Below are 25,707 nucleotides of genomic sequence, written 5' to 3'. Positions count from 1 at the left end.
TATATTACCGGCCGACGTTTCCCTGAAAGTCGCCATCCAGCAAAGCTAGAGAACATGCTTGCTACGTTCGCTCTTCTCCATAGCGCCTTGGCCAGTCTTCGGGGATGAGCTTCTCGCCATCCCGCCAACGATGGCGAACATGTTTCTGAAACTCCGGGTCATCAAAATCGGCGTGGTCGGTGACTATCACCTGATATTCGCGCCCCTTAGCACTACTTGACTGAGCCATCAGCTCATACATTCGTCGAACCGTGGCTCTATCAATGTCTTTCTTCTTTGTTCCGTTGCCCGAGTCGGCAGGAAAGTGAGCTTGGGACGGTTGGTCAATCATCAGGAAATTCGGGACCGGGCGATTCTTTTGTGCGAACCACTCGTGTAGCGCAAGGTGAACCACGAGGTGATAGCCGACCCAGTTCTCCCCGCTTCCCATCCGCTTCAATGGAACAGGGCCATCCAGCGTATCCGCAACAACGGTCAAATTCCGCACGTCGAATCGCACTGGCGAATCTGAGAACTCAAGTTTCAGGGTTTCCGCATGCTCGGATATTGCTGGATTGACTCGCCCGAGAATCGACTCCAGCCGCTCTGCCATCAACTGGTGACTCAGTGCCGCCTCAAGCTCCTTGCAGACGCCCGTAAGACGGTCTCGCTCAAGGTGCATTCCGCTTGTATCTGTCTCCTCTGGCAGACTCTCCAGATAGAGCGAAATCCGTCCAACGACCAGCGCGCTTCGCGCCGCATCGTCATGATATTTCTGGAGACGCTGGTCATTCGCTCGGATAGCGTTAAGCTGCATCCTCACGACTGACAGGCGTTCTCGAAGAGCCGACACGTCACTCTCATACGCCTCTATCGCGGCCTGGATATGTGGCGTGGAAGTGCGCACTGCGGTCGAGTGCTCGAGCAGGTCGTTATGGAACAACTGCAAATTTGCAACGGAATCAATCTCCTGTTCCTGCAGAGATTGGCTGCATAGTGGGCATGCATGCGCGGTGCGCTCCGAGGAAAATAGCTCGACCAGACCAAGGCGGCGAGCCTGCTCTTGCACTTCTTGCTCAAACTCCAGTCCGTGATTCTCGAAGGCACGCGCTGTGTCTATCGCATGCCGCTTACTGCGAATCTGGTCCTGCAGGCGAGCTCGCTCCGATGACAATCGCGCAAATTCGTCTTCGTCGGCTTGTGGAGGCGGATTGCGTCCTATTGGGGACTCCGCTATCCGCTTGAGCTCCGCAACAGCGGCTTGCCATGACTCTGGCTGCACCAAGTCCGTGAGGCCAACCAAACGCGCTTCAGTCAGCAGTGAAGAAGCTCTCTCGTTCCCTTTCCCCCGAATATCTTCCAACTCTCTTAGAGTTCGGTCGATGCTCCGAAGTTTGTCGCGACATACCTTGAGTTCAAATCGCTTTGCCATCTGGTCTTCGCCGGCGGCTCCGAGAAGATATGGCAAAGAGTCTTTTAGTGCTTGCGAAACAAAATTGTCCGCCGCCCCGTGGAACAGATAACCCTTTTGGTCAATTTCATTCTGCGTCTGGAGACAGAATGCGAGCGCATGCCTAATGTTGGTCGAGAGCGCGCGTCGTGTCTGCCCAGGAGGCGGCACATGCAGAGTCTCCTTGATGCCAACCCAAGACGTGAGTTGAGCTATGAGGCCCTCAAGATTCGTCGTTTTACGCAATTGCTTTGCAGAGGGAAGCTTTAGCTCTTCTGCCCCCATCTGCAAGAAAATATCTTCCGTGGACTTCGCAGGCGGGCTCGGTGCCCGCCTGGCAACGAAGGCTCGTCCGGCGTCGCCTAAGTGGAGAAGCACTCCATACCATGCGACCTTCGACCGAACCACACCGTCTGGCACCGCGCATTCGTCCGCACCAAAACAATAGTCCAGAATCTCGATGAGAGTCGACTTACCGGTCTTGGAGTCACCAGACACCACATTCAAACCGCGCCGAAACGGCACAGCACGGCGTCGACCGTCGCAGCTGTAGACCGAAATAGCAATTACCTGCATCATGCCCGCATCCCGATAAGCGCTAAGGTTGTTGTTGTGTTTCCAGCCAGTGCGAGCCATCTCCCCATAAAGTGAGCGCCTCGAAGGCACTGCCCCATCTGCGACTCGGCCTCATCGAGCTCTGGGGTCTCAATTTTTATGGAACCAACGGCATGCACTTTTCCTGCCGCAAGGCTCAATGCTCCATGGGTTGACCCAAATAGCAGTCCTTTCCTCGTGATGCCTTTTGTGACAGTCGCCAAGGATGCAAACTGAGAGCGTAGCAAAGGGTTCTCTGCCAGCCATGTTGCAAACGATGTTGCGATAGTCTTTGGCAATTCGCGACGAATCGGTTCGTGCAAGACCGCCGGTAGAACAAGGAAGGACGCGGCGAAGCTCAATGGCTCTACGTTCCGGGATTTGGACTCTCGCTCCGCTCCCAGGCATGCCTCGCGTAGCAACACAGCACAGAATGCCGGATTGAAGAGCGCCCGGTACTCGGCTGAGGTTCTTGTATCACTCATCTTTCTTCTCCGCGCCATCTGAGTGCGCGCCGGACTCCAGCATTCTTACGTAGTCGGGATGCCAACCTACGCGCTGCTGGTCCGAGAGTTCGTGCAGAGTGCCCCTCGCCATCCACGGCGCGTTCATTCCTGCCTTGAGGCTCAAATCAGCGTCGCTTTCAGCCCAGGCCAGAAGCTCTGCGCCAGCGGCAACACAGTTGTTCTCACTCGGGTCGGCGTCAAGAGCTTCCTGCGCGCGAGCAAACCGTATCTCCCAGGCCTCGAACAGGTCTTGTTGAAAGCGTTCGTCGTCGGCTAAGAGCAGAAGGTCGCTCCTCAGCCATTTGGACCGTTGCGTGTAGGCACGGAAGTAGTCGTTGATGGCGCGATTCAGCCGCGTTTTGTTTTTCGTTACAAGTGTCACTTGCTTTGCAAAAGTGTAGCGCGCATACGCGGCAAGAGCAGCCTGGTCGAGTTTTTGCTGCAGAATCTCGTTATCAATCAGTAAAGAGTCCGCACGACATTGGTCTCGTATATCGTCCAGCTTCAGTTCGATGGATTGCGATGACAAGGTTGAGAGTCCCCCCGGCGAGGACAGCTGCCTGACCATCTGCCCAAACCACCATCCTTCTAGCGCATCTAGCGCGCTAGAAATTCGATTCTTGGGGACCGCAAATCGGAGTTCCGAATGAAGCTCTCGCTCAACATTGGTCGCAACGGGAGCTCCATCCATGATGACCACGCCTTCCAGGAAGGCGGACTTCTCTCTCTCCGACAGTGCAAGGAAGAGCTCATAGCCCTCCTTGTTCTCCTGAGATGACGATGAACGCGCGGTAGCATTCAATAGAGCCAGAGCTGCCGCCTCATTCCGCTGCTCGCCTTCCCCAAGCAGGTACGCTGCGCTTCCTTTATCGCAAGTGCCAGTAGATACCAGGATGAGCCGGGTCGTTGCGTCAATTTGCCCGGCGCCTGAAGCCGTCAACCATATGCGAAATGTCTTCCAGATATCTGGACTCGCATCAGTGAGTGTGGCGACCCGCTTTACTCTATGTTTCGCTTGCAGAAGGTCAGTTGGGCGCCCCTCTGATTCGAAAACTACGTCGTCCAGCGTCTCAAGACCGACCTTGAATTCGTGGGTAGCGCGAAGCTTCCTAAGAGCCCATAGAAGTGCCAGCCGGACTTGGTAAAGATATCCTAGCGCGGACTCTCGAGCACTGAATCTTTCTGCACCTTTGTTCTCTGACATTTACGAATTCTCGCAATCCAGTTCCATTTCTCCGCCACACTTCGGTCGGGTATATCCGAACTTAAGGTTCCGCCCATTGGGCTATTGGTTCACGGCTCGGATTACCCCATCTCGAAGAAGGGCCGCGAGATTCGCGGCTACCTGCCTCGGCGCGTCGCCGCCGCGCATCAGCGTTCCCAATTCAATATTGAGATTCATAGCGTAGTCAGTCAAGTTCGCACTGGAAACAAAAAGCACCTCTTCGTCTGCGACCACGAACTTCGCGTGAAGAGAACCATGAAAGCCTTGAACACTTTTGGGACGCCGCGACAACGGCCAAACGTAGGTCGTGATACCCCCGACGCGCGACAAGGCGAGTCCGACTGCTGCATCGAAGGTGACTTTGCCCTCGCTTTCTTCCCGGCTCTCCAAGAGAAAAGACACCTTTACGCCACGGGTCACTGCCGCTTGTATCGCTTGAACAAGTGCGTCCACCTTATAGGCGGCAAACGTTACGATAAACAAGGACCGCCGTGCGCCACTTATCAGCTCGTACAAGACCTGCTCAGTGCTCCTAAAACCAGACCGTGGCGTAGCTGGGCCTGACCATACGAGCTCGACGCTGCTTTCGCCTCGGAACCTAGTCGCCTGGTGCAGTGCTCCTTCGATGAATGCGGCGAGTTCGGCGTGTGAAACTCGTCCAGCGCCGTGACGCCATTCCTCGACTATTCGTTGAAACTTGGTGCGAGCCGTCGTATGGAGGCGTTGCTGTATCTGCAGCAATGCGGCGTCATCGCTCTCAGTTCCCCGCACTTGCCTGAGCTGGAGCACCGCCGCCATAACGGCATCTGAGGAGACGTCAGCAGCAAATTCCGTGATGGCGTCGAGGAGAGGTGATGGCAGGCTCATCATCATTCAAAGAAAGGAACGTTGCCACCACCAATCGTCTGGACAAGGAGCCCTCGGTCAAGATACTTGTTTCCGCGCTCGCACGATGTCTCTGGGGAAAACATGCACGCATGGCATGCTGCGCCGTGCAACGAGGACGTTCCGTCGTGCGCCGGCCGATGTTCACCGCACAATGGGTCCGAGGCACAAAGTCGAATCTCTTCCAACGCCAACCTTATCAAACGCCCAAGCCTATCCGGCTCTCCTAAGGAAACCAATCCGCCAAGGGTTCCCTCGCTGTCAGGAGCAGCCGTATAGAGAAGTAGGCCCGCCATCGCCGGCGTGTCGTCCCCTCCGTCGTGAGCGTATATCCGTTCACGGATGCTTGCCGACGAGTACCCAGCCTCCATGGACAACTGCCGCATTAGGGCATGGGAGAAAGAATGAATCAGCGCGTATCGAATCCCCGGGTACCCGCTAGCAGGCTCGGGGATGCGCCGTGCTCTCCGCCATGCAGAGTGGGCACGGAACATTTCATCGTCCTGCCGAGTTACGCGCCGCACCCACTTGCGTATTTCCTCTTCTGAAAACTGGAGAAATATTCCCTCTCCCCTCACTTCAGAAACAGGCACCCAAACGGGCTTGCTGCGGCCCAATGGCGCTCGCAGTGCATCTGGAATTTCACTCGGGTCCGCATAGTCACCAGGTGATTCGATTCGCGTGAATCCGGTTAACGCCCGCACCTCTCGCAGACGCTCTGCGCGGACAACCTTTTCAAAATATTGTTCGTATCCGTGCGGCGCGACGACAGGGGTTAACTGGAAATCTCGCGTATTGGTGGCCGGGTCAGCACTAACAAAAACATTCCACTCTGGCAATTTCAGGTTGCCATTTTCTTCATCAACCTGCACGCCACTTTTCTTGCTTTCGATGGCACCCCATACAGCAACGTCGCTGTAGTCCTCGAGACCCTTTAGGTTTCCTACCGCTCTGAACGCACCTACAGTGTCCTTTGACGGAATATGCTGCAAAACTGCCCAGCGCTCCTCCACCAACTGCGGCAACTTGTCCACATGCATTGGGATTGACAGCGCTGACAGCGATATCCCAAACCAACTGTTGGACGCGCCCAACAACATCGTTTTAGCATGCTCGTTGCAACCGGTTGGAGCGAAATCGCGCAGATGAGGTCGTCGTCCCCTACACTCGAACACATCGTCGCTCTCGGCAACCTCCCCGAATGCGTCGGACATGCGCCGGTCGCGCCCGCAGGTATCACATTTGACGAGCAAATCCACGGCTTCGTCCGAGGCACCAATCTTCTTTAGCCGGAGCGGTCCGTTACATGTCGCCGCGCCACGATGCACGAAGCGCAGCCAGGGAAAATCATCAAGGTGACCGTGACTGCACGCAATCTGAAACCGTGCGGGCAGCGCCACAGGAGGCTGTCCGGCCTTACTGCAGTTCGCATGGACAAACCGCGCGCGGTCCGGTCTGTAGGGGTCCATTTTCAGTTCGAACAGGCCTGAACTAACGGGCGCGAGCAATTCACACCATGGGCACCGAAACCACTGGGGAAATGCTGCCACCGGGACTCCGATTTTGGCTCCTCCAAGGGGGTCGGCGGACGCAGTCTCGGGTTCTACCGGCGGTAGCAGCAACTTTTCCACCTGGGCACCAAGCTGGACACGCACGGCACGAAGCAGACGCTCTTCACTGACCAGCACCGAATGGGTTGTGTCCCAATCGTCGAGCCCCATGACCATTCCGGCGATGTTCGGTAGGTCAATCATTGCCCCAACACCATAGACGTTCAGCAGTTGCGTGGGTCGGATATCACCAACTTTGTGTTTTGTCATTGTTGGCCCCCGGTCGTCGAAGGCGGCGTGCCGGTATTGCTCACAGCCGCCGGAGCTGGCGCCGTGTACCCTTGTCCGTACCCATCATCCAGTGGTTTGTCATCCATGATTAGGCCGACGCTTGGCTCGACATCACGGAGCGAACCGAGACAGGTAAAGTCTTCCCAGTCTCCCGCTCCCGTTTTCTCAAGCAACGGAATGGTCGTTCCATCTCTCTGTCCTTGATACCCTAACCGAGCCCCACCCGGTTTCGGCGCGGCCTTCTTGAGCCAATAGTCGATTCGGGCTTTCAACATTTTTTCCACCCGTTGCCCTTGCGCTGTCGACTGCGTCACGGAGGCGGCACGCTCGCTGATTGCCTTGATTGCATCCTTCACAATCGCGTGCGAACCGTCCAGCCGTCCCGCAGCCAAGTTCTCGTTGAATTCCGATGCGGGCAAGCGCACCAGTGCGGCCAGAACGGCAGATATACCTCTGTCGACCGCTCGCGCTGCGAACGGCGTCACTGAAAGCGCTTCGACGTGCTGGTAGAACGTCGCGTGATAGTGCTCAAAACGCTCGTAGTGGGAAAGGTCGCGCGGCCGCCCCCAGTTGTAGACTGTACAGACCAGACCCGGTGCCTGGGCGTTTCGCCCGACGCGGCTAGTGGCCTGAATGTACTCCGCAGTTCCCTTCGGTTGACCACCGACCACCATCAAGCCCAATCGCTTGACGTCAACCCCCACAGATATCATGTTTGTCGCCAGAACAACGTCGAGAGGATTCGCGCGGACGGGTTTCCCGGTCGGCTTGGCGTGAGGCGGCAAAAGTGGGTCGTGTGCGAACTCGAGCCGGTCCAGCAAACCGGGAATATCGCGGGAATTCTTCCGGGAGGTCAGCTCTTCAAGCGCTGGTGTATGACGCTTCGCCAACCCACGGCTATCCATGTCACGCAGACGCGAGCGAATGTCGTCGTCCACGAGCCGTCGCATACCACCGAGCTCACGCATGGAATTGAAGTAGCCCAACAACGTCATCCAGGGGTCAGCTGCTTTCCCGTATCTCAAGAACAATGCTTGAGACGCCGCGAGATAGGCCGAATAGACGCGAATAAGCGCCACCTTCAGACGCCGCCCAAATGCGCTCACACCGACGTACCGTCGACCCGGGTATCGCTCACTGGGCTCCCGCTGCAGGCTGAAGAAATTGTCCCGCACGTCCAGACCTTGAGGCGGGAACACGCGAACGTCGCGCAGAAATAGCGACCGGACTTGCTCTGTTGCTTGACGGATAGTCGCCGTGGACGCAATGACTTTTGGTCGCACGACCTTTCCGTCGATGCTCCAGGTGCAGAGCTTGTCGACTGCAGTCTCGTACAGGCCGACAAGACTGCCCAACGGACCCGATATGAGGTGCAGCTCGTCCTGGATAATCAGGTCGGGTGGTCGGAGCGGCCCATGCGCAACCGCCCTTACTGGAGGCAGACCGTTTTTTGTCGGATGCGAGGAAGCATCTTCCAGACAGGGCGAAGTAAACCCATGACGCGGACAATACCCGTCGACCTGGCCAAACAGCATCTGGGTCGTGCCGTTCCATGGCATCTGGGCGAATTTATCGACGGTTGCTATCAGCAGCGCCGGCAACCGTCGATAGATTTCTTCGTCCACCGTCAGGACCGGAATTCCTTCATCAGGCGCTTTCGCGCGACTGAAGTCACATTGGCCGAGTCGGTCACTGCAGTACGTAAAAACGCGTGCTCGACCTTGGGCATACGTCTCGACCTTCACATCACGCCCTAGGTCCAAACCCTCTCCACACCACGGACAGTTGGTCAGTTGCAGCGGAGAGCCTGTGCCACTGCCCATGCCGACACCACGCCCGCCCAGTGTCGACTGATGCGCGTCGGCAACGGTGTTGGGAGACGTCTTCATGCCGACCCAGAGTCCAACGCGGAACGGCTCCGTGCCCCAAACTCCAGGAGCGGCTCTTCGGATGACCTCGCACGCGCAAATCAGCGCGGCGGCACGCTGGAACTGTTGCAACGTAAGCAACCGAAGCGTGTAGCGCATGATGACCGCAACACCGGCGTGCCCCAATCGTCCACCCACGCTGCCCTGTAGTCGTCGGAGGCCGAGCGTATATGCAGTCAGGCCCAGATACGCTTCGGTCTTACCACCGCCGGTCGGGAACCAAAGCAAATCCGCAATAGCAGAGGGCGCACTGCTGCGCTCGGGGTGGTCAAGCTGCGTCACGCCAGGTAGGTTGAGGAGCACAAACGCCAACTGGAATGGTCGCCATGAAGGACTCTCGGACTTTTCCAGTTCGTCGACATTCACGTTGCGACCAGCTCGCTTCATCTCCGATAACAGTGTGTGGATGCGCTGCTGCCACATCGCACGGTTAGCAAACCGGAACGCCTCCAGCGACTTGGCGTCTTGTTCGAGAAGGTCAATACCGGCAGAGATGCGACCACAAGCGACTTCGCAGTTGGTAATCGCGCTTTCGGCGACCTTCCGATAGGCCTCCAGCTCCTCCTGTGGGTCGTCGATTCGGGCAGACTCTTTCTCAATCCACCCTTTATATGCAGCTGGCAATGCCCGAAGCGACCGGAATAGGTCAGTATCCGCCATTTCGGACAATGCCTTCATGTCCAAAACTACGTCGGCCAGAGCGGGGAAATCCTCTGCAGTAGGCGGCGTTGTCTGAGGTACCTCATATGTCGGTATCGCGCGCGTCCGCAAACGAACGCACTTCGTGGAGTCCTCTGCGTCGACATCCGCATGTACAGCAACCCCGTGCCCCACGGCGAACTCAACCTGCGCTCGATAGAGCATCTCAAGCGCCATTTGCTCTGTATGTTGTACAGGGTCCGCCTTTGCCTCATCACGGAACAACTGCCTGCGTCGAAAGACCGGCGCACCGTCAGTACCAGCGACCTCTAGCTCGGGCTGAAAAACCCACATTTCATCCTTCAGCGTTTCGCTTTCCGTCTGCCCATTTACCATGAACAGCGATACCACCCAGTCGCCGTTGAGCTTGCGAATTCTTCCCTGGAGGTAGACCTCTGGCTGCGACGAATCGAGAGACATAGGAGGAACATCGCCCTCCACAAGAGCGATTGGAAGGCCAATATTGCCCATCGGGTAGCGCTTCCAGACCGTCAGCGGATTGCCCTTCTCAGTGACTTGTGTCGCGCTCTTTTCGCGCTTGTAACGCCCCCACCGCCCAGTAACGACGATGGACTGAACGTCCCCGGCTATCGTGCATGTCAGTCCAAGCGAACAGGGTGACAACGAATCTGTCGGAAGCGGCGCGTCATCTGTAGCCCCATCCTCCCCGGAGGCGGACTCATCGTCCGCGAGTACGTCCATCTCATTCGCGCGCAGACGCCTATTTCGTGGCGAAAGCATACCCACCAGATAGCGGTCCTGTACTCGGGTCTCTGCCACTTCCTCGTCTGGACCACCGCGAGGGCCCATAAGCTCCTTCTCAACAAGGTCTTCGAGTTCAGCGCGCACTTGCACCGCCGATGGCACTAGCGTTGACAATACTGGCGGTTGATTTGACGTATTAGGCATACTTTGTCTTCTTACGAAAATATCGCTTTTCAGAACAGGCCGCCTTGCACGCCTGCTTCATCATGGCCGACAAGCTTGCGCTTACGTGCAGCTATACGCTGAGGCGGACGTGCGGCAGCGGCTGCGTCCAGCGCCTGCTGCACCTCGAAGCGCTCATGGTTTAAACGCGACAATCGACGCAGGATTTCTAAGCGGCTTTCCTCGCATATTGTGTGTCGGACGCGGTCGCTTTCAGGTAAGTACGGAACAGAATAGAAATCATGCTTCAGTTCGAGGTCGTGCCATCCGTACGCGTCCCGCACCGCATAGTCGATTTGCACAAGTAAGCGCCGAAGTTCGACCATAACCGGAACGTCGTACCCCTGCCGGTGGAATCGGTTGAAAAATTCCGTGAGACCAATATTCTCGGACGTCAGTACACCGCGACGAAGCTCATGGAAATGCTGTCCTAGCTCCGCCAAACGTTCATTAGCCGTGCAGAGAGGAAAGCTGGCGAAGGCGTCGGACGGTGTGTAAGACAAGCGAGTTTCAAGAGAACCCGCCTGTTTTCTTGCCCACGCTTCGTGGATACTGCTTTGGAGCAAAGCATAGAGTTCAAACGAGGCCCCGCCAAATACAACTACCTTCTGGTCAAATACGTAGTCGTTTCGCAGCATACACGGCGTGAGGTACTTAGATACTTGCGTTTGAGCTAGCACTAAGTCATATTCAGGCGTCGACGCGTCCCAATCGTCTGGATGTCGGGCGAACGAAGCACCGCGCCCAATTGCGTGATACAAAGCGGGCCGTTTGTCCGCGTAGTGCCACCAGCGCTGCGGTAGAGGTTTTCGAAGGACGTACGCACCCTTGTCGTCCATCCGTTGTCGCTCCGGCTTCACCTTCCTCTCAATTAAGGCAAGGACCTCTGGAAAGTCCTGTGCGACCCGACCTGGGTAGTCTGGCGGCACATAGCCCTCGCTCAACCAAAGTGCCTGCTGTCGCTCGTCCGCTTCGCACCATTGACCTTCTGCGCTACGCGCTAGCGGCCAATCCCAAAAATTGATGACCCAGCGCGAAGATTTTTGCTGGGGATGAGAATTTAAGTCTTCGCCATTGAGATAAGCAAATAGAACCTCAACGTTCTTGGCGTCGCGGCTAATCAGCGCCCGCGCCTCCTGCTCGCTCATCGTAAAGCCCATGCCCAACACGTATGAGCCCACGAATGACTTGTTGGAATTCTCTGTTAGTGGCTTTGGGCTCCACTCCGGCTCGGAGGACAAATATGGCGAAATGACTGCCGTACTCTGTCCATTGAGCTTGCGCGTGCCAACCCATGGGCCACGATGCATGTGAATTTCACTCGCAGCAATCGACGCTCCCCCTGGCCAAGGAAAATTGGTTCGCGCAGCGAATATTGAATAACCAGCGTGCAGCATGGCTTCCAATCCCACCTGGCGAGTATCTCCTTCAGCGATGGTGTTCACGGCGAGCAGACCGAAATTTCCTCCGCACTTAATGAGTTTTGCCGCCCGAAGGAAAAAATAGGCGCACAAGTCTGCCGTTCCTTTGCGGCCATCCGCCGTATACAAGACTTGGTAGTCGCGATAGTCATCCCCAAGCAATCCGGAAATTTTTTTGCCTCCTACAAAGGGCGGATTGCCAATGATTGCATCAAAGCCCGGTGTATCCGCGTGCAAAAAGACTTCTGGAAATTCGACCAGCCAATGAAACGTTCGGCGCTGCATTGGCGCTGAAGGTGGTTGCAACATTCCAATTATCTTTTGCCGAAGCGACCAGAGCCCTTGCGATTCGGCTACCGTCAGCGTCGATTCGTCTCCGAACGCCGCGCCTACATCGAGCAGAAGCTCCTCAAGTTTTGTCTCGAGCAACTTCAAACTGCGCGAGGCCGCAGAGCCGGCGCTCGAAAGGCCTGCGCACACGATGAGGTCTGCGAGGATGCGCACACTGTCAAGGACCGACTCTGCTTCACCATATAGCTGCTGCTTCAGTTCGGCATCGCGAGTATCCAATATCGTGAAAGTCTCAAGCTCTGCGCGCTTTCCACGCGCAATCTTCAACAGCTCCACATACCGAGCCTTGATGTAGTCGTGCAGGCGGACAGTCGCACGCGCGGGAACTAAATGAAAGTGTTCAATCTGCTCGCTACAGTGCAATCCAAGAAGACTGTCACCACATTTTATTGCGTGGTCCAAGAATGTAAACGGGCGATTTTTGTGCAACGTGGTAAGCCAAAGCGACAGCTTTGCCATCTCCACTGCCATCGGATTGACATCAACGCCATATAGACAGCGTTCTGCCACAAGACGACGCGCAAGTGCCAAACGCTCTTCCAAGTCACTAGGCAACAATTGTTCACCGTGATGTCCGCCAGAAGGCAACGCCTCCGGTACGAATAGCGGTACTTCTGGCCGCGCCGCTTCCGCAAGGCTCCAGGCCTCGACTAAGCGCTCGGACAAATATCGACATGCCTGTACGAGGAATGCGCCCGACCCGCAAGCGAAATCACAAATCTTCAATGCGAGAATCTCAGCGGCCGTTTTAAGACGCTCTGGTGTTGACTCATTCCCTTGCGCTATCTCGTCATACAGTAGTGGGTCTAAGGTGGTCTTAACAACTGGCTCCGTAAGGCTTCGGGGCGTGTAGTGCGTCCCCGTGCTGCGACGGTCTGGCCCGGACGTAACGTAGATGCTACCTTGACGAACAACTACGGGGTAGCCATTGCTGTCATCGCGAAGGAGAAGCGCGTACCGCTTAACTCGATTATAGAGACCGTCTGCGGTCCCGCAGGCCGATTGCAGCACGAGCGAGTTGGCATCATTAGCCTGCGCGAACGCTTTTCGTATCGCTGCAGGTGTCCGTCCTGTCTTCTCTTTCAAGAAAGCAACGAGCTCATCTTCTCCAGCAGTCGCACGCTCTTCCAATTCGCTGAGTGATATTTCAATATCGTCACCGCCGTTCGCTTTGAATCCAAGCACCGGCGAAGACGCTCGTTTCGCCGTATGGTCGAGCAGTCCCTCATACACGTGCCCAATCTGTTCGATATCGAGCGCACGGAACGACAACCGGCGCGGCTCAATCCCGCCTCCCGGGACCCGCACTCGCAGGAACTGCAGCGACTCCAACAGATGCAGTACCGTGCGGTTATTAATGGGAAGGGGTGCGGCTGGCGCATCAACCCATGAGGTACCAGCTTTTCGGCCTTCCAAAAATGGAAAGCGGTCTGGGTCAAACAGGCCTCCTCCATACGCCGGCAAGCGCATTGCTTCGTGCTCTACACCACCGTAGATTACGCGGCACGTCGCCAAAAATCGGCCCCAAGCATCGTGCCGGTGCTCGAGAAGTTGCTCGTCGGATATCTCGCGTAACTGGTCGCGCAGCGTCGAAATTGCGTAGTGACGGTCGTACAACGCGTCACCAAGCAAGAGGAGACCGCGCTCCTCAGCAGAAAACAGAAACACCAAGCGCATCATGACAGTGAGAGCTGCCTGGTAAAGGTCCTTCTCCCCGATACCGTCCAATAAGCGCCCGTGCTGCTCGACGTCAATCCGGTCAAGTGCCTGAATCAGCACCTCAACCGCCTTCAGCACCTGTTGACCGAGTTGGTCGGTGACTTCCTGCTGGTTCAGCGCGCTTTCCGCAAGCATGTACGGAAGAGTCTCGTTCTCTGCTACACCAAAGAAACGACCAACTCCGAGTAGCGCCACAAATGCCCGCAATGTAAGTGGCTCTTCCGACCAAAGTCCCGCATCCCACGTAATGTAACTCGTGGTTTCGCCCGGCTTTGCCGCAACCAGAAGCCACTTTTCTCCGTTGGTCACAAGACCGAGTGGAACGCCGGTTGCATGCAGCAATGTCATCATGCGCGTGTCGGGCGACCCGGTCTTCCACGTTGTACCAGCTACTGGCTTTGTCAGCGCCTGGCTCGGCGGAAATACGCTTACGAGCATGCGAGGAAGTGCTTCGGTCGGTGCCTTAAGCGCATACGTCGGCCGAAGGGTTTCAGCGTGCTCGTGAACGCGCGCTTCCAGCGCATTTGGCAACGCCTGACCCTTGAGCAAATAATCGTCCGGATAGCCAAGTGTGCGCTTAAGCACGAACTCGAGCCATGCGGTGTGAATCGCGACCTCCTGTTGATGTGCCTCCCATTCGCCGAATGCGAGACGAACGTTCTTGGACATCTCAGGGTCGTGCGCGTCCAGCCCTTGGGGAAACACTCGTAGCAACACAGGCAAGGAAAGGAACGGCCCGGAAACCTCAATTAGCGACAACCATTCGTTATGTTGGCGAGCAATGGACATGACTTAGGCCGCTCCCTGACGTGCAAGGACTTCTGGAATCAAGTAGGTCACTGATACAGGGAACAGGCGCGGGTTCGGCTCCGCGTATCGAGCCAATATAATTTTTTCTTCTAGTTCCATTTCTTTCGGCAGCTCATCGAGACGCCGTTCCAATGCACTGCGGTCTCGCTCAAACTGTTCTTTCTCCGGCGTTGAGAAGAGCTCGAGTTGTGGGGTAACTTCGTGCAACTGTGAACGGATGCTTGCCTGCAATTCGCCCAGCACAGCGCGCATTGCGCCGATTTCACGGGTAGCTCGCTCATCGAGTCGACTCTGTAGCGTCTCTGTCCTATCCTTCATGCGGGCCTCGAGCGAACGAAGCACCCCATCCTCATGGGTCGGCCAAAGCGTTACGAGGCGCTGCTGGAGCGACTCCGTCGGACATTGAGAAGTAGCGTCGTCCAGCAACTGCTCCAAACGGCCAACTTGAGGAATCCGCGCAAAGCGTCCCTCGCGCAGTTCGCCACCAGCAAAAATAATTTCCTCGTGAATGCGCTTGTTGTCACCGCCGAGCACAACGAGTCGACCGTGAGCGATGACAACAGGAACATCAGACATTCGATTTGGAATCACTCTCGCCGTGACACGATGGAGTCGATGATGACCGGCGACGGACCAAATCTCCGCCCGCAAGCGCTGCAAACAGTTCTGAACGAGCCGGTGGTTCAAGTGCGCAAGAACGACGTCGTCCCTACCAGACGCGAGAGTGTGGTCGAACACAATTGCGCGAATCTCTTGCGTGTGCGGATGCCGTAGTCCCTCGGTAGCGAGGCTCCAAGACCCCGTTAGATGCGGCAGTCGAAAGACGGGACACTTCGCTCGCTTGCCGGTGGGGTCTGGCCAGACTCCATCCAGCGTTGCCTCCTGCAGCGGAGGCTGTCCGGCAAGTGATAGTCCTACTGTAACTACCGAGTGGATGTTATCCGGGTCCAGATGCAGTTCGCGCTTTGTCTCTGACAGTTGCTCGTGAAGTTGCTGAAGCTGAGCGCGAAGGTCATGTCTGACGCGAAGTAGCTTGCGTGAAGCCTCGCTATCGCGCTCGGCTTGTTCCGTATTAAGCTGTTTGCGACGTCCAAGCATCGCCTCAGTAACCTGTGCGGAAATAACCGGCCCAACCTTGCCCAAGTCCTCTCGAATGTTTTCAACTTTCTGAGCGGCGCGCATCAGAAACTCAAGGTCTCCCTCAAGGTCTCCGGGCGCAGACGCGGCCGCATTCCTAGCGTTCTGACGATATCCTTTGCCCACAAAGTGGTAAATCGTCACTTCCGGTTGACGCTGTCCGTGCCGGTCGATTCGGCCGTTGCGCTGCTCCATCCGATTCGGATTCCACGGAATCTCGTAGTGGATGAGTCGCGAACAGTAGTTCTGCAGGTCGATACCTTCGGATGCTGAGTCTGTTGCCAGCAGGATACGAACGGGCGATTTTTCCGGTGATGTTTGGAATGCGGCTTTCACTCGTTCGCGGTCATCGCTATGCATTCCGCCGTACATCGTCATGACGCGGTCTTCACCCGTAAATCCGTTGAAGGCAAGCAAACCCTGCAGCCACTTCTGTGTTGCGCGATATTCGGTGAAGATGATGACGCGTTCGCCATTCCAACTTCCATTGGACAACAATGTCGACTTCAGCCAGGAAATCAATTCGGCCGCTTTCGCATCGGGTCGCATTGCAGCGTCGCCTGCCCAAGAACGTAGTTCAACGAGCAGTTGGTCTTCTTCCGGAGTTAGGGGACTGAAGAGTGCGACAGCCGAGTCGACGGCCTCATCCGTTGCGAGGTCTAGCTGACCATCATCGGCCGGGTCTTCATCCAGTGCCTCGACTTGGCGGCGCAGAATACCAACGACGGGCTGTTGCTTACGACCTGCCGGCCGACGGGCGTTGCGGAGCGATTCGAGATGCTTCTCGAGCGTGAGACGAAATGCTTCCGGTGACGAGAATAGCCTCTTCTTGAGGAGCTTCATAACGAACTCGCTCGCGAAGCGCTCAGCGTCGTCTTGAGCGGTACGAGTACGCAGTTCCGCGTATCGGGAGAGCGCCCGGTGCGCTGCCCGCTCGGCATCCGTGTAGGGCACTTCCAATGGTTCGATGATGCGTTCCGGATACCGAGGTGTACCATCCCACCGTGGTGGCAATTCGCGCTTCAGCCGTCGAACCATGACTGCCGCCAGTTGCTCCGGATTCGGTCGGACACTACGCGCGAATCGCTGATTGTCCAGCAATTCGAGAAGAGACGAAAAACTCTCCGAGTAGCCGTTATGGGGAGTTGCCGACAGGAAGAGCTTGTGCTCGAAATGTGGCGTCAACAATCGAATTGCCGCCGTTCGTTGTGAGTCGGTCGCGTATCGCCCCGTGCCCGCTGGCGCTACGTTATGTGCTTCGTCGACAACGAGCAGGTCAAACCGGCGTGGGTAAATCGGTTGCCCGGGAGCGGGCAGCGCTTCCCGCATTAGTCGTAGTGGCCGTTCACGCTTGAGAAAGTCGATGGACGTGATGAGGCGCGGGAAATGCGTCCATGGATTCACGTTCAAACCACGGGTACGTCGGAGCTCCTTCATCAGCTCGCTGTCCACGATGCGGAAATCGAGTCCAAACTTGTCCCGCATCTGGTCGCGCCACTGAATCTGGATAGCGGACGGACACACGATTAGCACCGTCCGCGCTCGGTGTCGTAGCATCATCTCCTGAATGACCAGACCACTTTCGATGGTCTTTCCGAGACCTACATCATCTGCAATCAGCAGATTGACCCGAGGCATCTGTATGGCGCGCGCCAACGGGTCGAGCTGATAGTCCTCGATTTCGACACCGCTGCGGAAAGGAGCCTGAAGCGTTCGAGTGTCGCCTTGGGCGACAGCGCCCCATCGAACCGCATTAAGGAACGCGTCAAGGCGCTCCGGCTCATCGAACCCGGACACATTGGGCATCGAAGCGCGCTCGAGAATCGAGGCGCCAGGCTCCAACTCCCAAATCACTCGGAGTTCTTCGCCAGCTGCGTCATCTTCTACGCACGAAAGCGAAACAAGGTTCTCTCGATTCGCAACTTCCGCGAAACCACTGGCGGCGACGGAGGTGACAACATATCGCCGGTTTCGAACCGATACCAACTGGCCGCTGACCGGGGCCCCGCCGAACTCAACGATGGTCATAGTGTGTTTTGATTTATCTAGCACGCATTTGGAGGCAAACCACCCGCGATAGGGCGTACTTGCTCCTGTCCCTGCTGCCATTTGCCCTTACAATAGGCCAAAATCCTAACACCAGATGGACCGGGGCCGGGGCACGATGAAGACGAAGATTCAAAATGGCTTGTGTGACGTTGCGCTTGCGGCGAGGAGCACCACGTCGGATATGGCAAAAATCCCACCGACGGGCATTCTAGGTCCCGGCGCGTTCCCGGTTGCTCGACTGCTGCAACTGTTCGAACCGACCGCCGTTCCGACAACCCTTGCTTCCTAAGCACTCATCGAACGAGGCCAGACTAGACAGGTGCTTGCGCGCTACCTTACCGAAGCACTTCACTTTTCTTTCTAATATATTCTGCACCGGCCACGCCGTACACCGGTCTCTTGACCCGCGATGTTCCGCTGAAAGCCTGAACTCGACCTACTACAACATGTACGACGCGATATTGCGCCACGTTCGAGGGACCATCCACGAACTGCCAAAGCTGTACGGCTGGGACTTCGACGAGACAACAGTTCCGCTGGGAATTCGGCTACCCGCGACCAAGACGCTCGCTGACAAAAATCTTGCGTTGAAGACCGCGCTCAACGCAGCTTGGTGCAGAGGTTCCGAGAACGAGCGAAAGGTGATAAGCGACTGGTATATAAAGGACTGGGGACGCGTCCGAACCAACGCACCGGACACGCTCCTCCTATATGCAACAGCAAAAGAAGAAGACATTCTCGCTCGGGGGGCTACGGGAATCGCCTCGTGGTCGAAAGCGTTGACCATCCGCGACCCGATGCGCTTTACGACTTTCGACGCTCGCACTTCGATTTCGCTGAACGCTCTTCAGTTGCTTGGTGATACATCAAAACCGCTTATCTTCCCGTCACTGCCTAGCCGAAATTCGCGCGTACCGCAGGCGCAAAAGGCTGTGAAGCGTGTGCAAAGAGAGAGCGGATACGAGAGCGTGAAGCCGGCTGCCGTCTATAACGTTTACAACAATCTCCTCGCCGACATCGCTGCCGCGCTCGGCGATAGCGTTACGAATCAGATGGTCGAGATGTTGCTGTTTGCACAAGCCGACGAGCTCAGCGAAAGACTAGTAGCCCAATACGACCTCGCGCCCCCGAAGCACCTCGGGTAGTAATCTCTGTGGAACTAGCGCAGTTTTCGAACACAATCTTCATGGAGAAGCCGTGATGGATGGTCAACCGCAGCGCATTCCCGACGGCGTAATGTATTGCAAGATTGAGACGCGGAATGGCGTCAAGGACTATGCACCTCGCGTACCGTGCGTCCGGCTATTCGGTGTCTCTCTAAGCAGTTTTCAAAACGAAGAGTGGGCGGACGCCAATGGGTGCGAGGTCCACATCATCGATATCAGTATGCGCGACTGGTGGCACGCCGCGAGTCAGGCTCAACACGAATTGAGCGGTCTGCGGTTGAAAGACTTCTGGCTACTCCACGGGGATTCGTCCTTTGGTGATTCATTGGAAGAATCTCCTTGGGTCGAGGTCAAGTACAGGTTGGCACGCGGTCCTTCTGACAGCTATGCCTATCCTGCATTCACCGGCTCAGCACCTACGTATATCGAAATCGACACGGTACAGCTTGCTTGGGGGCCAGCCATTCCGCCCCTTGCCGAGATATCGAGTCTACCCATACACCGAGTTAAGGGAGCCGAGCGCGATTGGAAATTGGAGGGATTCCACGTAGGACAGGGGATGTGCTCCGTTTTTCACAACGACAAGTCGGGGTTTCTTCTCGATGCTGGCGCAGGCACTCCAGTCAACCGAGAGTCTTATCAAGCCAAGACGATAGTCAACGAGTTGATGCCCCTCGTGAAGAAGCTGGCAACGAGTGATGCAAGACTTCCAATGATAATCTCGCATCCGGACGCGGACCATTGGAGGCTATTGGACTGGGATGTGGAGTTACTCAACAGAGTAGGACCAGTCTATTTGCCCAGCGGACGCCCATCACTAGCGTTCAACTCGCACATCATAAAGCCGCGAGTGTATGGAATAGGCTCTCAAACGCTTTTCCATAGCGGCCCTGCATCGCTAAGCGTCTATCGTAGCGCTCCAATGTCAAGTGACAAAAACGGCGAATGCCTTGTGACCGTCTGTGAAGCTGCAGGCAAAAAAGCTCTGTTGCCCGGAGACTATGTCTACAAGCGCATGAAGTCCGAGGCCGGAACTCCGATTTCCCTTCTTTCTGCAGGGCAATTCGATGCTGTGGTTGTGCCGCACCATGGGGATGAGGCGAGTTCGCAGCAAGTCTTCTCACCTGTAGGAAAGGACTCCAAAGCTTTCTTCTCTGCAGGGACACACCAAGGATACGGTCACCCGACACAATCGTCCATCGACGCACACGATGCGGCTGGCTTTTACATCGTTGAAGACCATGCGCAGCGCGATATCGTTTCTGTTCCGCTCATCCCTTGATTTCCAATCAAATCAATGGGCGACACTGTCCCGTCAGGCCATATGGCGGGTATCCGACATCATATCGGTTAGGTAGCAGGCGCATTAGCGGCGGACGTTCCGATTAGAAACTTCGAGCGGTCGCTCGCAGCCGCGAGCCAGGCAGGTGCGGGGCCGCGTCCACTCCAAGTCGCACCGGTCTCTGGATTGAGATATCTCGCGGCTTGCTTGCCTTTTGGCGGCCCCTTCCGAGTGCGCGACACCATTTTGCTTCTCGCCCGCCTAGAAGTTGTCTTAACGACTGCACTAGGCCTAGTGTCAACAGCAATCGAAAACTTCGAGCGGTCCTTCACGCTCGCAATCCACGCTGGTGCACGACCACGGCCCGACCAAGTTGCGCCGGTCTCAGGGTCGCGGTACTTCGCAGGCTGCGGCCCTCGAACGTAGTTGCCCCGTTTCTTTGCTTTGCTCTCAGCAGGCGCTGAGGAATTTACTGCATCTCGCTCAACAAGGAAGCGGTCGCGGTTCTTCGCATTTGCAATCCACGCCGGCGCACGACCGCGCCCACTCCACGTCGCACCCGACTTCGGGTCTATGTATTTCGCCGCAACAGTCGCAGTGAGCGCAACCGAATTCCTCTCGGACCTTGCACTTCGTTTGTTGGCCCCGAGGTGAGCCTCAATGTCAGCTATCGTAATTCCGCTGCCCCGCATGAGTTCGACAATGCGGTCGAGCGTAGCCGAAGCCTTCTTTGCCTTGATAGCTTGAGCTTGCTCTTGCAGGCGCTTTATCTTCGTCTCGATTGCTTCCAAGGTGGGCATAGACAACTCCAAAAAGGTGATTGGACGCACTATGCCATGACGGCAAGTGCACGACCAGCACAAGTGCATCTTGAAATCCCTTCGTCCAAACGTCGGGATACCACGAAAAATGAAAAAAGCGAAACGGTCCAAAATTTTCCTGGCCAGCCCAAGCACTTCGTCTCAACAGTTCCCCAGCGCTCTCTCGAGTACCTCGTAGCGCTGCTTCAGCGCACGGACAAGCGAATCTTCTCCGACGACGTCGCGCCCCAGCTTGCGGTTAACGCCGCTCTCGCGCCAGTCAGCATCTTCCCCGTACTGCATCCGCATTGCTTTGCGGACCCGGGCAGCATAGCCGCCGTTTATGCGTCTTTCCGTATACCAAACGAACACGCGGTAACTTTTCCCCTTCTTCTCCTCAAGCACTACGGACGAGTCTGCGCTTTCCGCATTTTTGTTCAGTCTTCCCTGCTCTGCAGCTTTGTCGTCGACGCGAATCGCCCTCAGATGAACCGGCCAGTATATGAAGTTTCGCTCGTCGGGCTCCTGACAAAACCGCTCCCAGCTATTATCGAAGATGTCGATGTAAGTGTCCTTCACCGTGTATGTGAAGGTGGTTTGCCCCGCAAAGAGCCTATCGAAATCTGTTTGAACGAAAGAAAGGTTGCGCAGCCGGCTGACCCGCTTGACCAGCTCTGGATAATGCTGCCCGAACATCCACAACTGGTCCTGTTCGTCGCGCAGGCGCAGGCGTACACCCCTGCCCAGTTGCTCGCTGTACATCTGCGCGAGCTTGTCGAGGACCGGGGCGTGACTACGCATCAACCGCGCAAGCGCCGCATCCAAGTCCCTCTCTTCCCGCGATTTGTAATCAGCCTGCTGACGCTGACAGTAGGACACAACAAGACTTGCAGACTGATTGCCACGACGCATCTGGGTTTCCGCACGGTTCGCCCCGGCCTCCAGCCAGCTGTAATCTAGATACACCCACTGATGCCATTCATCGCTTTCGACGCCCCATGACCTTCCCTTATCGAGAGCGATGAATGCCACGGTCCACCCCCTGAAAGCAACGCCTTTACACATCTGTGTTGCGGCCTCACGGTATGCGGCGAGCTGCCCCTCAGTATGAATGGCCTTGTACTTGTTTTCGACGACAACCATCATTCTGTTCTGTGCATCGAGAATAAGGATGTCGAGCCGGGACTCTTTCGTTTCACCAATTGCGAACTCTCGCAGCACAATTGCCCCGTGAAAGCCCGTCATGCTGATGCGCGCCGGCGTCCAGTAGTCAAAAAATGCCCTACTACGGGCCCTTCCTGCGAATTCTGCCTCCTCGGCGGACTGCCATGCCGCAATTAAAAAGTCCTTCAGAAGGGCGTCTCCTTGACCGTGCCCCTCACGCGGATTTAGAAGCCATTGCAACATCTGCGAATGCTGCGTTTCGGACGGCGCGATGATGTCAAAAACATCGTTTGCGCGCTTTAGGGCTTCTATCGCTTTCCCAGTATCCTGGTCGCTGATAAACTTCTGAAACGCCTCATGACTGTACTTTCCTTCCGTTCCGCTACTTCTTGCTGGCATGGCCAAGACACTCCTTGTCATTGTTTTTTGTTGGCGGCATCCGCCATCGCCCCGCAGCACGCGGGTCACGAGAGGTCAACAGTGTAAGCGTAAAGACATTCTCGAATGGAAACCGGCAAGCGCACCTCCTTGAAGAGGATGACCTGCAAGCGCCTGCAAAGAGACCAACGGAGATAAACTATGGCCGTATATACAAAAGCTGACCTCGAGAGCCTTCGTAGCCTGAACGGGGGAACCCCAATGTATATGGCACATCTGAAGCATCAGATAGGCAAGTTGGGGCTGAGAAAATTGAAGGAGAAGTGGGCGCAACTCATCGGGTCACAGGACCTGCCAGCGGACTTGAAGTCGCAGCTACGGACTCTTCGCTTGATGTCGAAGGAACTCGACGAAAGCAACCTCGAAAAACTGTCGGTCACCTACCGAAAATCTGAAAAATCGTTTCGCAATTTTGTGGAGAGCGATAAGCGACTGTCTGACGTCATCGCAGACGCACAAGCGGAATGGAATACGGCATGCCCTCCTGGGCAAGAAGCGATGCGAGCGCTCAGCCGACAAGCGCATGAGTGGGACCTCGATGCACGTCCGGCGTGGCTGAGGCCCAGGATTACTCCACTGCTTCCCTTCATCCACAATATTCCAGCCGTGATTACCGACTACGATGAGCAAGTCGTCAAGGGCGAACGAGCCCGCCTCCTAGAAGCACTGAACTGGCGTCTAACTACGCACGACTCATGTGATGGCGTGGAAGAGATGGAGGTTCTTGACGAAACGTTGGAGAGACTCGACGCAATCTGGAACAAGCATTTCGGGCACCTCCAAAAGCGCGATAGTTGGGCAACAAAATTCAATAAGGCAAAAGAAAGCTTCGAAAAGGTCAAAAGAGACATCGCCTCGGAGCTAGGGCGGAAGTTGCCGGAGTCGGGACAGTTTGCCTTGGTGAAAATGGCTGAATTGCTATCGCGGGAGGAGTACGAACAGTACAGGCCTTCGTTTGACTGGCTTCTTACACGCGAGGACAACAATGGTTTGCTACGAGCTGCCTCAGCCCCTGCCAAACCGTGAGCTGCGGCAAAAATCGATAGCGCCCACTGACTAGCTACTGGGACGTGTGGGGTCTGCTGTTAACTTGCGATGAAACGGCTGGTTCCAACGGAGGGCGTCTGCTTGCGTCGCACACGAGGATTCTCGAGTTGTCCAAGAACATCCTCGAAGCGGACGAGCGAATCCGTCCTGCACTCAATGCATGGCCCGTATCGGGCGACATGAACTACAACATTCGTGGGCATCGCGTCAGACGCGCTGGAGTGCAAGTATGGCTCACGATTGCAGGAATGACGCGCGATGAAGTCCAAGCAGTCGCAGAGAACCTCGCCATAGAGGAAACACCCCCGGGCTCCATCGTATTCAACGAGGCTGAGGCTCGCGCCGTCAGCAACCTGCTCGGTTGTCAATTCAAATGCCGGTTAAGCCATCGCCCCACCTCTTCAACAACGAACGCCGGTAGTGGTCTCGGTGTTGCAGAAAGGAAAACGTCGGTACGTTCGATTTCAACGCTCTTCAGGATGTCGTCGGGCTTTGGTGCTGAGCGCGGCGGCGGACGATAGCTTACACGGAAGAATTTCACCTCGCCGGTCGGGCGAATCCATAAATCTTCGGCGCGACGGACAGCCGAACTGTACATGAAGCGCAGCCAAAGTCTCCGTGCATGCTCAAGTACACCGGCGCCGGTTCTTTGCCGTCGTCCGCTCGCCGGCGAAAAATCAGCCAAAAGCGGCATGATATAAGGCAAGTTTTGGGGTTGAAGCCCCTTGTAGGCCCATATGTTCAACCTATTGGCTCGAGTAAGCAGCTCGATGAATTCTTTATGGGAGAACCCTGGAGCGATTTCTTGCAAGCGTGCGTAGTGCTGCTGCCAAGCGCCATGGAAGAGCGCCTTTAACTTCATCGCAGCTTCGTCATCTGGCTCAGTCGGCGTAAGTCTCAGGTACGGCTCCGCAGTCTTTTCTTTGCTGGGGCACCAATCAGACTTCGGAAGATGCGCGAAGTGCCCTCCTTTTGCGGCACCAACTACGGACATTCGCTGCGAGCAGAAAGGGCATGTCGCCCGGGGGCGAGTGTCGACTGCTGCCGAGGTCGCCTCTGGGCGCCCGAACTCAAGAAAATACGCCTCGGCGGTAATTGGTTTTCCAGTGTGCGGATGTAGAGCTTCTTGCATAGTCGATGGAACCTCACGGTATACCCCAGATATCGGCAACATCGGTGAACTCTTGACGGCAATTTTGCGGCTGGGGAGTGCTTGTCATAATGCACCGGCAACCTGCGCCGCGCTCAGTCTGCCGAGGTCTGCTTCAGTCGATGCCATTGGCGTCGCACTCATTGGCCGCATAACATCGAAATTTGCAATTTACGCGGCCAATTGTTTGAAATCAACGACATAGGTCTGCCTCGGCGCGCAATCTCTATGCTCAATCACCGCTGGATGCCGGGGCCGTGCTAGCAACTTAAGTCGCCGACTTTGATAATAGGCCGCCCGGGGTGGCTGGGTGACGGCGGTTGTGGTCAAAACACCGCTTCTGACCGGGGCATGCGTTGTCTCGTTGCGTTTTCGCAGACCCACCGTCAGTCGGTGAGAGGCTCGTACGGCATGGTCTCAGGCCGAGCTATGCGGTTCATCCGAAGTTGAAAGACATGATTTGCTTGAAGTTTCAAAGCATCGTTTGCGTGAATAGGCACAGTCACTCCAAGCCCGGCTACCCATGAAACGAGCGACTCCTTTCTGCGCAGACGAGGCACAGCCAATTCTGCGCCCACCCGCTCCAGCGCTGCGACAGCGCTGGGCGGCATCTACTCTATGGCGGAGGGCATTTTCGGCATAAGTTCTATTTACGTGCGAACCGGCACCCCGTGCAAATCTTCTTTATGATTCGCGTCTCTACTCAGCGGCTCGGTTCCCTGGCCTATCCGTTTTGTTGTCCCTGCCTCGCGTCACGACGTCGCTCAAACAATTCGTCGCGCAACAGCTGCTTCAACCTGTAGCCGATTTCGAACGGGGACATCGTCTGAAGTGCGACGTACTGCCGTGGCGTCATCTCGCCGAGGACCTGCATGAGACCTTGGTCCATAGCGTCCGCATGGGTTCCGTGTGCAATGTAAGTAAGACAGGCAAGACAGGTTTTTGATGATTTTCGATGACTTTCGCCGATAGGCGGCATTTATTGATACGTTTCGAGTCAAGTTGGCGGATTTCGGACCTATCCGTGATTTCGTGGGCGAGGCATATCATGAGGTGTAAAGGCCATGGATATGCCGATGAAGAAAAAGAGACAAACTGTAGCGCGTCAGGCAGCGGCCCGAGGGCCGCTGCCTGAACTG

The 25,707-nt window shown here is 56.2% G+C and carries 14 protein-coding genes; 3 read left to right on the top strand and 11 right to left on the bottom strand.

The window, feature by feature from the left end:
• Nucleotides 1-61: 61 nt before the first annotated feature.
• From G3N96_RS24445 to drmD, 8 genes are all read right to left on the bottom strand, one after another.
• A complete protein-coding gene (locus G3N96_RS24445; RefSeq protein WP_206138780.1) occupies nt 62-2,008 on the bottom strand; it encodes a DUF3732 domain-containing protein in 1,947 nt (648 codons plus the stop codon).
• Nucleotides 2,005-2,508, bottom strand: coding sequence for a three component ABC system middle component (locus G3N96_RS39355; protein WP_241022808.1), 504 nt, complete (start codon nt 2,506-2,508; stop codon nt 2,005-2,007). Before G3N96_RS39355 ends, G3N96_RS24445 begins: the two co-directional genes overlap by 4 nt.
• Nucleotides 2,501-3,733 carry an ABC-three component system protein gene (locus G3N96_RS24440; RefSeq protein ID WP_206138779.1) on the bottom strand — a complete coding sequence of 411 codons (1,233 nt, stop codon included), beginning with the start codon at nt 3,731-3,733 and terminating at the stop codon, nt 2,501-2,503. Before G3N96_RS24440 ends, G3N96_RS39355 begins: the two co-directional genes overlap by 8 nt.
• Before the next feature lie 81 nt (nt 3,734-3,814).
• Nucleotides 3,815-4,627 carry a DISARM system phospholipase D-like protein DrmC gene (gene drmC, locus G3N96_RS24435; protein ID WP_206138778.1) on the bottom strand — a complete coding sequence of 271 codons (813 nt, stop codon included), beginning with the start codon at nt 4,625-4,627 and terminating at the stop codon, nt 3,815-3,817.
• A complete protein-coding gene (locus G3N96_RS24430; protein WP_206138777.1) occupies nt 4,624-6,459 on the bottom strand; it encodes a DUF1998 domain-containing protein in 1,836 nt (611 codons plus the stop codon). Before G3N96_RS24430 ends, drmC begins: the two co-directional genes overlap by 4 nt.
• Nucleotides 6,456-9,956, bottom strand: coding sequence for a DISARM system helicase DrmA (drmA, locus tag G3N96_RS24425; protein WP_346778909.1), 3,501 nt, complete (start codon nt 9,954-9,956; stop codon nt 6,456-6,458). The genes G3N96_RS24430 and drmA overlap by 4 nt, the downstream gene beginning before the upstream one ends.
• 89 nt (nt 9,957-10,045) lie before the next feature.
• The gene (locus tag G3N96_RS24420) at nt 10,046-14,314 is read right to left on the bottom strand and encodes a DNA methyltransferase (RefSeq protein WP_206138775.1); all 4,269 of its coding nucleotides are present in this window, start codon (nt 14,312-14,314) and stop codon (nt 10,046-10,048) included.
• A gap of 3 nt (nt 14,315-14,317) precedes the next feature.
• A complete protein-coding gene (drmD, locus tag G3N96_RS24415; protein ID WP_206138774.1) occupies nt 14,318-17,500 on the bottom strand; it encodes a DISARM system SNF2-like helicase DrmD in 3,183 nt (1,060 codons plus the stop codon).
• A 467-nt stretch (nt 17,501-17,967) separates the two neighbouring features.
• On the opposite strand from drmD, the gene G3N96_RS24410 reads away from it, so the two are divergent.
• Together G3N96_RS24410 and G3N96_RS24405 are read left to right on the top strand one after the other, a co-directional pair.
• Nucleotides 17,968-18,666 (top strand): hypothetical protein, encoded by a 699-nt coding sequence (locus tag G3N96_RS24410; protein ID WP_206138773.1) that lies wholly within the window; start codon nt 17,968-17,970, stop codon nt 18,664-18,666.
• Between the two features lie 55 nt (nt 18,667-18,721).
• The gene (locus G3N96_RS24405; RefSeq protein WP_206138772.1) at nt 18,722-19,969 is read left to right on the top strand and encodes a hypothetical protein; all 1,248 of its coding nucleotides are present in this window, start codon (nt 18,722-18,724) and stop codon (nt 19,967-19,969) included.
• A gap of 68 nt (nt 19,970-20,037) precedes the next feature.
• Here G3N96_RS24405 and G3N96_RS39740 read toward each other — a convergent pair whose 3' ends face one another.
• Nucleotides 20,038-20,769 (bottom strand): H-NS family nucleoid-associated regulatory protein, encoded by a 732-nt coding sequence (locus G3N96_RS39740; RefSeq protein WP_277399457.1) that lies wholly within the window; start codon nt 20,767-20,769, stop codon nt 20,038-20,040.
• A gap of 162 nt (nt 20,770-20,931) precedes the next feature.
• The gene (locus tag G3N96_RS24390) at nt 20,932-22,332 is read right to left on the bottom strand and encodes a PD-(D/E)XK nuclease family protein (RefSeq protein ID WP_206138771.1); all 1,401 of its coding nucleotides are present in this window, start codon (nt 22,330-22,332) and stop codon (nt 20,932-20,934) included.
• A gap of 180 nt (nt 22,333-22,512) precedes the next feature.
• On the opposite strand from G3N96_RS24390, the gene G3N96_RS24385 reads away from it, so the two are divergent.
• Nucleotides 22,513-23,397, top strand: a complete 885-nt coding sequence (locus tag G3N96_RS24385; protein WP_206138770.1) for a hypothetical protein — start codon at nt 22,513-22,515, stop codon at nt 23,395-23,397.
• A 385-nt stretch (nt 23,398-23,782) separates the two neighbouring features.
• Here G3N96_RS24385 and G3N96_RS24380 read toward each other — a convergent pair whose 3' ends face one another.
• On the bottom strand, nt 23,783-24,280 hold the full coding sequence (locus G3N96_RS24380; RefSeq protein ID WP_206138769.1) for a hypothetical protein: 498 nt from the start codon (nt 24,278-24,280) through the stop codon (nt 23,783-23,785).
• Between the last annotated feature and the right edge of the window lie 1,427 nt (nt 24,281-25,707).

The sequence above is a fragment of the Burkholderia sp. Se-20373 genome, from assembly GCF_017104705.1.
Classification (GTDB): domain Bacteria; phylum Pseudomonadota; class Gammaproteobacteria; order Burkholderiales; family Burkholderiaceae; genus Burkholderia.
This window is presented reverse-complemented; position numbering and strand designations above follow the sequence as displayed.

What these genes read in the sequence shown, in the direction of transcription:
- G3N96_RS24445 (WP_206138780.1), bottom strand. Translation starts at nt 2,008, where the DNA reads ATGATGCAGGTAATTGCTATTTCGGTCTACAGCTGCGACGGTCGACGC.
- G3N96_RS39355 (WP_241022808.1), bottom strand. Translation starts at nt 2,508, where the DNA reads ATGAGTGATACAAGAACCTCAGCCGAGTACCGGGCGCTCTTCAATCCG.
- G3N96_RS24440 (WP_206138779.1), bottom strand. Translation starts at nt 3,733, where the DNA reads ATGTCAGAGAACAAAGGTGCAGAAAGATTCAGTGCTCGAGAGTCCGCG.
- drmC (WP_206138778.1), bottom strand. Translation starts at nt 4,627, where the DNA reads ATGATGATGAGCCTGCCATCACCTCTCCTCGACGCCATCACGGAATTT.
- G3N96_RS24430 (WP_206138777.1), bottom strand. Translation starts at nt 6,459, where the DNA reads ATGACAAAACACAAAGTTGGTGATATCCGACCCACGCAACTGCTGAAC.
- G3N96_RS24420 (WP_206138775.1), bottom strand. Translation starts at nt 14,314, where the DNA reads ATGTCCATTGCTCGCCAACATAACGAATGGTTGTCGCTAATTGAGGTT.
- drmD (WP_206138774.1), bottom strand. Translation starts at nt 17,500, where the DNA reads ATGACCATCGTTGAGTTCGGCGGGGCCCCGGTCAGCGGCCAGTTGGTA.
- G3N96_RS24410 (WP_206138773.1), top strand. Translation starts at nt 17,968, where the DNA reads ATGTACGACGCGATATTGCGCCACGTTCGAGGGACCATCCACGAACTG.
- G3N96_RS24405 (WP_206138772.1), top strand. Translation starts at nt 18,722, where the DNA reads ATGGATGGTCAACCGCAGCGCATTCCCGACGGCGTAATGTATTGCAAG.
- G3N96_RS39740 (WP_277399457.1), bottom strand. Translation starts at nt 20,769, where the DNA reads ATGCCCACCTTGGAAGCAATCGAGACGAAGATAAAGCGCCTGCAAGAG.
- G3N96_RS24390 (WP_206138771.1), bottom strand. Translation starts at nt 22,332, where the DNA reads ATGCCAGCAAGAAGTAGCGGAACGGAAGGAAAGTACAGTCATGAGGCG.
- G3N96_RS24385 (WP_206138770.1), top strand. Translation starts at nt 22,513, where the DNA reads ATGGCCGTATATACAAAAGCTGACCTCGAGAGCCTTCGTAGCCTGAAC.
- G3N96_RS24380 (WP_206138769.1), bottom strand. Translation starts at nt 24,280, where the DNA reads ATGAAGTTAAAGGCGCTCTTCCATGGCGCTTGGCAGCAGCACTACGCA.